Source organism: Micromonospora sp. ALFpr18c (assembly GCF_008868155.1).
Lineage (GTDB): Bacteria > Actinomycetota > Actinomycetes > Mycobacteriales > Micromonosporaceae > Micromonospora.
On record NZ_WBKR01000069.1, the window covers coordinates 20,895 to 28,024 of the forward strand.

A 7,130-nucleotide genomic window follows, 5' to 3' on the forward strand; every position below is an offset into this window, starting at 1 on the left:
ATGTCAGGCGGTTGGCGCACGCTGTGCGACATGACAGCTGATCTGGTGATCGAGGCCGAGGGCCTCGTCAAGCACTTCGGGAAGACGAGGGCGCTGCAGGGCGTCGACCTCGCCGTACCCCGCGGAACGGTGCTCGGGGTGCTCGGCCCCAACGGCGCCGGCAAGACCACCGCCGTGCGTATCCTCTCCACGCTCCTCACCCCGGACTCCGGCACCGCCCGGATCGGCGGCTTCGACGTCGTCCGCGACGCCGAGCGGGTCCGGCAGAGCATCGGCCTCACCGGTCAGTACGCCTCGGTCGACGAGGACCTGACCGGCCGGCAGAACCTGGAACTGTTCGGGACGCTGCTGGAGCTGGGCCGCGCCGGCGCCCGTCGGCGGGCCGCCGAACTGCTCGGCTGGTTCGACCTGACCGACGCCGCCAACCGGCAGGCCAAGACCTACTCCGGCGGCATGCGCCGCCGGCTCGACCTGGCCGCCAGCCTGGTCGGATCACCGGATGTGATCTTCCTGGACGAGCCGACGACCGGCCTCGACCCGGCCAAGCGCGAGGACATGTGGGACGTGGTCCGGTCGCTGGTCACCAACGGCTCGACGGTGCTGCTCACCACGCAGTACCTGGAGGAGGCCGACGCGCTCGCCGACGCGATCACGGTGATCGACCACGGCCGGGTCATCGCCCACGACACCCCGGAAGGGCTCAAGCGGGTGGTCGGCGGGCAGACCCTCGAGGTCCGCCCGTCCGACCTCGCGGACCTGCCCCGGATCGCGGCGATCCTGTCCGAGGTCGGCTCCGGCGGGCAGGCCGACGAGATCCGCAAGGGCGTGCTCGCGGTGCCGGTCACCGACGACCGGGCCCTGACCGCGAGCGTCGCGCGGTTCGCCGCCGCCGGCATCGCGGTCACCGAACTCTCCCTGCACCTGCCGAGTCTCGACGAGGTGTTCTTCACCCTCACCGGGCGTACGGCATCCGAGGACGACACCACCCACCGCACGGAGGTCGCGGCATGAGCACCCTGGTCGGCACACCACCCACGGCGAGCCCCGTCCTGTCCACGGCCGCCCCGAACCCGCGACCGTTCCGGCTCGTGCGGCACTCCCTCGCGCTCGCCAAGCGCAGCCTCATCAAGACCTGGCGTACGCCCGAGGCGCTGATCGACGTCACGCTGCAACCGGTGCTGTTCCTCGTCATCTTCGTGTACATCTTCGGCGGCGCGGTCGCCGGATCGACCCACGACTACCTGCAGTTCCTGCTGCCCGGAATCCTCGCGCAGACCATCGCCACCGGCGCCATCGCGATCGGCGTCAACCTCAACACCGACATCGCCAAGGGCATCTTCGACCGGTTCCGCTCGCTGCCGATCCCCCGCTCCGCGCCGCTGGTCGGCGCGGTCCTGGGCGACGTCGTCCGGTACGTGATCGTCACGGTGTCGACCCTCGCCATCGGCTACCTGATGGGTTTCCGGATCGACACCGACCCGCTGCGGGCGATCGCCGGCTGCGTGCTCGCCGTGCTGTTCGCGCTCTGCCTGAGCTGGCTGCCGGTCTACGTGTCGATGAAGGTACGCACCCCGGGCGCCGTGCAGGGCCTGATGTTCGCGCTGATCATGCCGTTGAGCTTCGCGTCCAACGTGTTCGTCAGCGCCGACACCCTGCCGGGCTGGATGCAGGCCTTCGTCGACGTCAACCCGATGACCCACCTGGTGGCGGCGGTACGCGGGCTGTTCCTCGGCACCCCGCTCGACGGGCACGTGTGGTGGACCCTCGCCTGGTGTGCGGGCTTCGTGGCGGTGTTCATGCCGCTGGCGCTGCGCGCGTACCGCAAGAAGATCTGACCTACGCGAGCAGGTCTCCCATCAGTTCGCGGATGCGGGCGACCACCACGGCACCCGGCCGCTCGCGCCACGCGGCCAGCAACGGCTCACGCTGCTCCTCGCTCCCGAGGACGGCGGTGAGCCGTTCGCCGTTGCCGGGTGGGAAGAACGCACCCACGTGACTGCCGATGCGCGTTCCGAGCGCGAACAGCTCGCGTGCGGCAGCGACGTCCCCGCGGTGCGCCGCGAGTTCGGCGCCGCCGAGAGCCCACGCCCCGATCACCGGCAGGTCCTTCGAGGCGAACGCCTCGTCCCGGCTCAGCGTCAGCATCGCCGCGGGCAGGGCGCTGGCGTCCGCTTCGGTGCCCGGCCGCACCTGCGCCAGGCGCAGATGCAGGACGGCCACCGCGACCCGGAGGATGACCCGCGGCTGCGGCGGCCCGTCCGTCCACCGGTTCAGGATCCGGGTCACCTCCTCGGCGTGGGCGAGGGCCTCGTCGTAACGCTCGCGCTGCCAGGCGAGGTGCGACAGGCCGAGCCGCGCCTGGGCGGCATCCACCTCCTCGGCCTCGCCCGGCGTCGCCGTGTCGACCAGTCGCCGCTCGGCCTCCCGGTCGCCGGCCAGGGCGAGTTGCACGTCCAGCCGGACCCGGATCGAGCGGGCGTCCTGCACGGCGCCGACCAGTTCCATGTGTCGGATGCTGCGCGCCAGCCAGTCGGTCGACCGCGCATCGTCGCGCGGGATGAGGAACTGTCCGACGGCTCCCGCCGCCATCGCCATCCCCCAGTGGTCACCGGCCACCTCGAAACGGCGGTACGCCTGCTCGGCGTCGACCACCGATGCCTCGGGCATGCCACCGTTCTCCCGGATGGCGGCCCGGGCGAACAGTCCGAGCCCCTGCACGTACGGGTCCGGGTGATCGATCAGTTCGGCCGCGCTCTTCATGCTCTGCTCCGGGTCGGACGTGTCGAACTTCGGCAACGCCGACGCGAGCGCGGTCTGCCGGGCCGACACCTCGGTGGGCCGTTCGGCGAGGACCGTCCGCATCGCGCGGCGGGCAAGCACGGCGAGCCGAAGCTCACCGCTGATGCCGGCGTTGACCCCGACCAGCAGACAGGTACGGGCGAGCCGGTCGGCGTCGGGCAGCGGCCGCCCCGCGGACCGGCCGTGCAGGATCGCGGACCGTCGCCGTCGCTGCGGGTCATCGACGTGCAGCAGGCCCCGCACCCAGCCGAGGACCTCCAGGTGCAGGCCGCGCACCGTCCAGAGGTGGAACAACGCGGCGGCGACGTCGATCGAGGCCGGCTCGTCGTCGGTCACGAGCGACCAGCGCAGGGCCGCGACCAGGTTGTCCTGCTCGGCGGCGCACCGGGCGAACGCCTCGACCTGGGCGGGGCCGACGAACCGGTCGGCGAGCGCCGTCGCCTCCGGCCGGGCCCACCCGACCAGGCCGGCCATGGCCAGCTCCCGGTCGCCGGCCGCGTCGAGGCGGGCCTCCCCGTACTCGCGGACGGTCTCCAGCATCCGGTAGCGGGGCGGGCCGTCCCCCTCGACCAGGGTCAGCAGGGACTGCTCGACGAGCGTGGCCAGACCACGTCGTACGTGCGGGGTCCGCGCGACCGAGGCGGCGAGGTCCGCGGTGAACGCGGCGGGGATGACCGCCACCCGTTGGAGCAGCTCACGGTCGTCGGGCGCGAGCAGTTCGCGGCTCCAGTCGACCATCGCCCACAGGCTCGCGTGCCGCTCCGGCAGGCCGCGCAGCGCGTCGTCGAGCAGCGCGAACCGGTCGGTCAGGCCGGCGAGCACGTCGTCGATCGGCATGCTCCGCAGTCGCGCGGCGGCCAGTTCGAGCGCCAGCGGCAGGTTGTCGAGCCGGTGGCACAGGGCGAGCGCCCGTCCGGTGTCCCAGGTCGGTACCGCGCCGCCGGCTCGTGCCCGGGACTGGATCAGCGCGAGCGCGTCGGCGTCCGGCAGCGCGGTCAGCCGGTGCACCAGTTCGCCGGCCAGACCCAGCGGGGCACGGCTCGTCGCGAGCACCGCGACCTCCGGGGACGTCACCGCGACCAGGTCCGCGACGACGGTGGCCACCGCGTCGAGAACGTGCTCGCAGTTGTCCAGCACCACCAGCCCGTCGAGGTCTGGGGCGACGGCGCGCAGGCGCTCCTCCGGGTTGAGGACCCGCCGTTCCAGGCCCAGGTTGCCGCCGGTCGCCGAGGTGTCCGCGCCGCCAAGCGCCGCGAGCACCGTGGGCAGCACCTCCTCGGGGGACCGCACACCGGCGAGTTCGATCACCCGTACCGCCTGCCCGGCCGCCGCCGCGCGCCTCGCCACCTCGGCGGCGAGGCGGGTCTTGCCGGCCCCGCCGGTCGCCACGATCGTCACCAGCGCCGTCTCGGTGAGCGCGCCGGCGACGGCTTCGACGTCACGCTCCCGGCCGACGAGGGTGGTCAGGGACCGGCGCCACGCGGTGGGCAGCGTGATCCGTGCCGGTTGCCGGGGTGGCGTCGCGACGGCCGGGGCGGTGAGTTCGCCGCGCAGCAGCGCCAGGTGGACGTCTGTGATCACCGGCGACGGGTCGGTGCCGTACCGGTCGGCCAGTTCGCCGCGCAGCCGTTCGATCACCTCCAACGCCTCGGCGTCGCGGCCCTGGGCGGCGAGCACCCGGACGAGCAGCGCGGCCGACGGCTCGTCCGGCGGGGTGCGCGCGACAAGCCGGCGCAGGTCCGCCTCGTCGAACGGCCCCGCGCCGTCGAGCGCCGCCCGCGCACGCAGCGCGGCCACGTCCGCGAGGAGGCGGACGTCCTCGGCCGCGTCGAGCTCCGGGACCTCGGGGAACAACGCCCGCGCCTGGTCGGCCGACCCTCGCGCGGCATGGACGTCCCCGCAGCGGAGGGCGGCGGTCGCCCGGTCGACGAGGACCCGCGCCTCGACCGCGTCGACGGTGACCTCGTCGACCGGCAGCCGGTAGCCCCCCGGCACCGCGCCGACGGGCAGCCCGAGCCGGCGTACCCGGGACACCAGCGCCTGCACCGCGCCGGTCGCGTCGTCCGGCGGCGTGCCGTCCCACACGGCCTCGACGAGCAGCGCGGTGGAGACCGCCCGCCCGCGCGCGTCGACCAGCGCGCGCACCACCGCCGCGAGCCGCTCGCCCCGGACCGGTCGACCGTTGACGGCGAGCGGGCCGAGGATCGTGATCTGCACGGACCCAGCATCCCCCACCCGCACCACGGGGTGGCCGGCAACCCGCGCCTGATCGGCGGGTGTCGACCCGGACGCGGACTTCACCGGCGCGGTCGGCGACCCGGCCGTCGTCGAGGAGGCGTTCGCCGCGTGGCGGAGGGAGATCGCCGCGGCCGACAGGTGGCTCGACGAGGACGACCTGGGGCGTGAGGTGCCGTTCGGTGACGGCTCGGTCAGCGTCCGCGATGTCCTCGTGCATCTGATCGAGGAGTACGCCCGGCACGCCGGCCATGCCGACCTGCTGCGCGAGTGCGTCGACGGCCGTACCGGGCAGTGAGCCGGGTCCGCTGCGGATAAGTCCTTTCACCACAGTTCGACTGGTTGTCAGTTTCTGTCCGGTACGTGCTTCGGTGCCGCCGCGACGATCAGGCCATGACTGTTTCCCCTCCTGGCCTGTCCGGCCTCCGCCGCGCGGGAGCGTTCGCCGCGGCCACGCTCGCCGCGGTGGCGCTCGCCGTCGCTCCGGGTGCCCGCGCCGATGCCGCCGGCGTCACCCTGCCGATCGGTGACAGCGACCTGACGCAGGTCACCACCAGCCGCACCCTCGCCGACGGCGTGACCCTCACCCGCATCGTGCGCGGGACCGACCCGGCACCGGCCGACCAGATCAACACCACCACCCGGGGTCCGTGGGTGGTGAACGTGCTCACCATCGACCCGCGCCGGGCACGCGGGCACCTGAGGGCGACGTACGGCCCGACCCTCGGGCAGGTCGAGAAGACCACCGACCTGGTACGCGACTCCGGCGCCCTGGCCGGCGTCAACGCCTCCTTCTTCACGTTCACCGCCAGCCAGCTCTACCCCGGCGACCCCGTCGGCCTGGGCCTGTACGGCGGGAAGCTGCTCAGTGAGCCCACCGCCGAGCCGGGTGAGGTCAACTTCGTGGTCGACGCCACCACCAACCGGGCGCTGACCGGGAAGCTGACGTGGTCGGGCAGCGTACGGAACCGGCGGACCAACGCCGTCCTGCCGCTGGAGTTCGTCAACCACCCCCCGGTGATCCCCGCCGCCTGCGCCACACTGGTCGACCAGACCCTCTGCGCCGAGCCCGGTGACGTCGTCCAGTTCACCCCCGAGTTCGACGCGGCCACCCCGTCCGGCGCCGGCGTCGAGGTCGTCCTCAACCAGCTCGGCTGCGTGGTGCGCACCGCGACCAGCCGTGGCACCGCGCTCGCCACCGGCCAGACGTCGCTGCAGGCCACCGGCCGCGACGCCGCCACCCTGCTCGCCGTGGCCGGACGGGGATGCCTGGACCGGTCGTCGACGCTGACCGACCAGCGGGGACGCAAGCTGGCGCTGCGGCCCGGGCTGTTCGGCGTGAACGGGCGGTACCCGCTGACGGCCGACGGTCAGATCGTCGTGCCCGACGGCGGCTCCGACAGCTTCTTCGCCCGCAACCCCCGCACCATCGCCGGCACGACCCGGGACGGAAAGATCGTGCTCGCCACCATCGACGGTCGCCAGGTGACCAGCGTCGGCACCACCCTCGACGAGACGGCCGCCGTCGCGCAGGCGCTCGGCATGGACGACGCCGTCAACCTCGACGGCGGCGGCTCCACCGCCATGGCCGCACAGGGCGCACTGGTGAACCAGCCGAGTGGGGCGGAGCGGGCCGTCGGTGACGCGCTCGTCTACGTGCCGGGCCGCTACCACGGCGGTAGCTGACCGTCCGACATCGACACTCGGGGGCGGCCGGCACCGGACGAGGTGCCGGCCGTTCTGTGGCGGCTCACTCAGCGAAAGTCGGCGCGGTCGAGACCATTGTCGTACACGATGTCGCACGTCAGATGCGGCCGATGCTTGGCCCGGTAGCTGATTTCCGAGCGTTCCCACGCATCCCACAGGTCCCGGTCGTAGATGCCCCGCCGCAGGTCTCGACGCCGGGCCCGCTCCCGGGCGACGTCCATCGACGCGTCGACCCAGATCCGGTGGTCGTAGTACGGCCACAGCTCGTCGTGGTACGCGGACACACCCTCCACGATCAGGTGGCGCACGTCGGCGACCGGCACCCGCCTGCCCGGCCTGACCGAGCCGCCGTGCGACGACCGTCTTGCCGGCCCCGCCGAACCCCTCCA

The 7,130-nt window shown here is 73.4% G+C and carries 5 protein-coding genes and 1 pseudogene; 4 read left to right on the forward strand and 2 right to left on the reverse strand.

The genetic code is table 11. The annotated features are described in order from the left end of the window. Positions 1-30 precede the first annotated feature (30 nt). Both F8271_RS14775 and F8271_RS14780 read left to right on the forward strand, forming a co-directional pair. Complete coding sequence (locus F8271_RS14775; RefSeq protein WP_151490347.1) at positions 31-1,011, forward strand: ATP-binding cassette domain-containing protein; 981 nt, start codon at positions 31-33, stop codon at positions 1,009-1,011. Beyond that, complete coding sequence (locus F8271_RS14780; RefSeq protein ID WP_151490348.1) at positions 1,008-1,835, forward strand: ABC transporter permease; 828 nt, start codon at positions 1,008-1,010, stop codon at positions 1,833-1,835. The genes F8271_RS14775 and F8271_RS14780 overlap by 4 nt, the downstream gene beginning before the upstream one ends. 1 nt (position 1,836) lies before the next feature. Here the strand turns inward: F8271_RS14780 and F8271_RS14785 are convergent, their stop codons facing one another. Then, positions 1,837-5,016 carry a BTAD domain-containing putative transcriptional regulator gene (locus F8271_RS14785; RefSeq protein WP_151490349.1) on the reverse strand — a complete coding sequence of 1,060 codons (3,180 nt, stop codon included), beginning with the start codon at positions 5,014-5,016 and terminating at the stop codon, positions 1,837-1,839. A 76-nt stretch (positions 5,017-5,092) separates the two neighbouring features. On the opposite strand from F8271_RS14785, the pseudogene F8271_RS14790 reads away from it, so the two are divergent. Beyond that, positions 5,093-5,332: pseudogene (locus F8271_RS14790) on the forward strand (DUF664 domain-containing protein); the annotation flags it as partial. Between the two features lie 95 nt (positions 5,333-5,427). Then, entirely contained in the window at positions 5,428-6,720 is a 1,293-nt protein-coding gene (locus tag F8271_RS14795) for a phosphodiester glycosidase family protein (protein ID WP_151490350.1), read from the forward strand. Positions 6,721-6,788: 68 nt separating this feature from the next. Here the strand turns inward: F8271_RS14795 and F8271_RS14800 are convergent. Beyond that, positions 6,789-7,130: hypothetical protein (locus F8271_RS14800; protein WP_225854550.1), on the reverse strand; the 342-nt coding region annotated here is incomplete at its 5' end.

Excerpts from the sequence above, each read along its gene's own strand:
- F8271_RS14795 (WP_151490350.1), top strand. The coding sequence starts at position 5,428 with ATGACTGTTTCCCCTCCTGGCCTGTCCGGCCTCCGCCGCGCGGGAGCG.
- F8271_RS14775 (WP_151490347.1), top strand. The coding sequence starts at position 31 with ATGACAGCTGATCTGGTGATCGAGGCCGAGGGCCTCGTCAAGCACTTC.
- F8271_RS14780 (WP_151490348.1), top strand. The coding sequence starts at position 1,008 with ATGAGCACCCTGGTCGGCACACCACCCACGGCGAGCCCCGTCCTGTCC.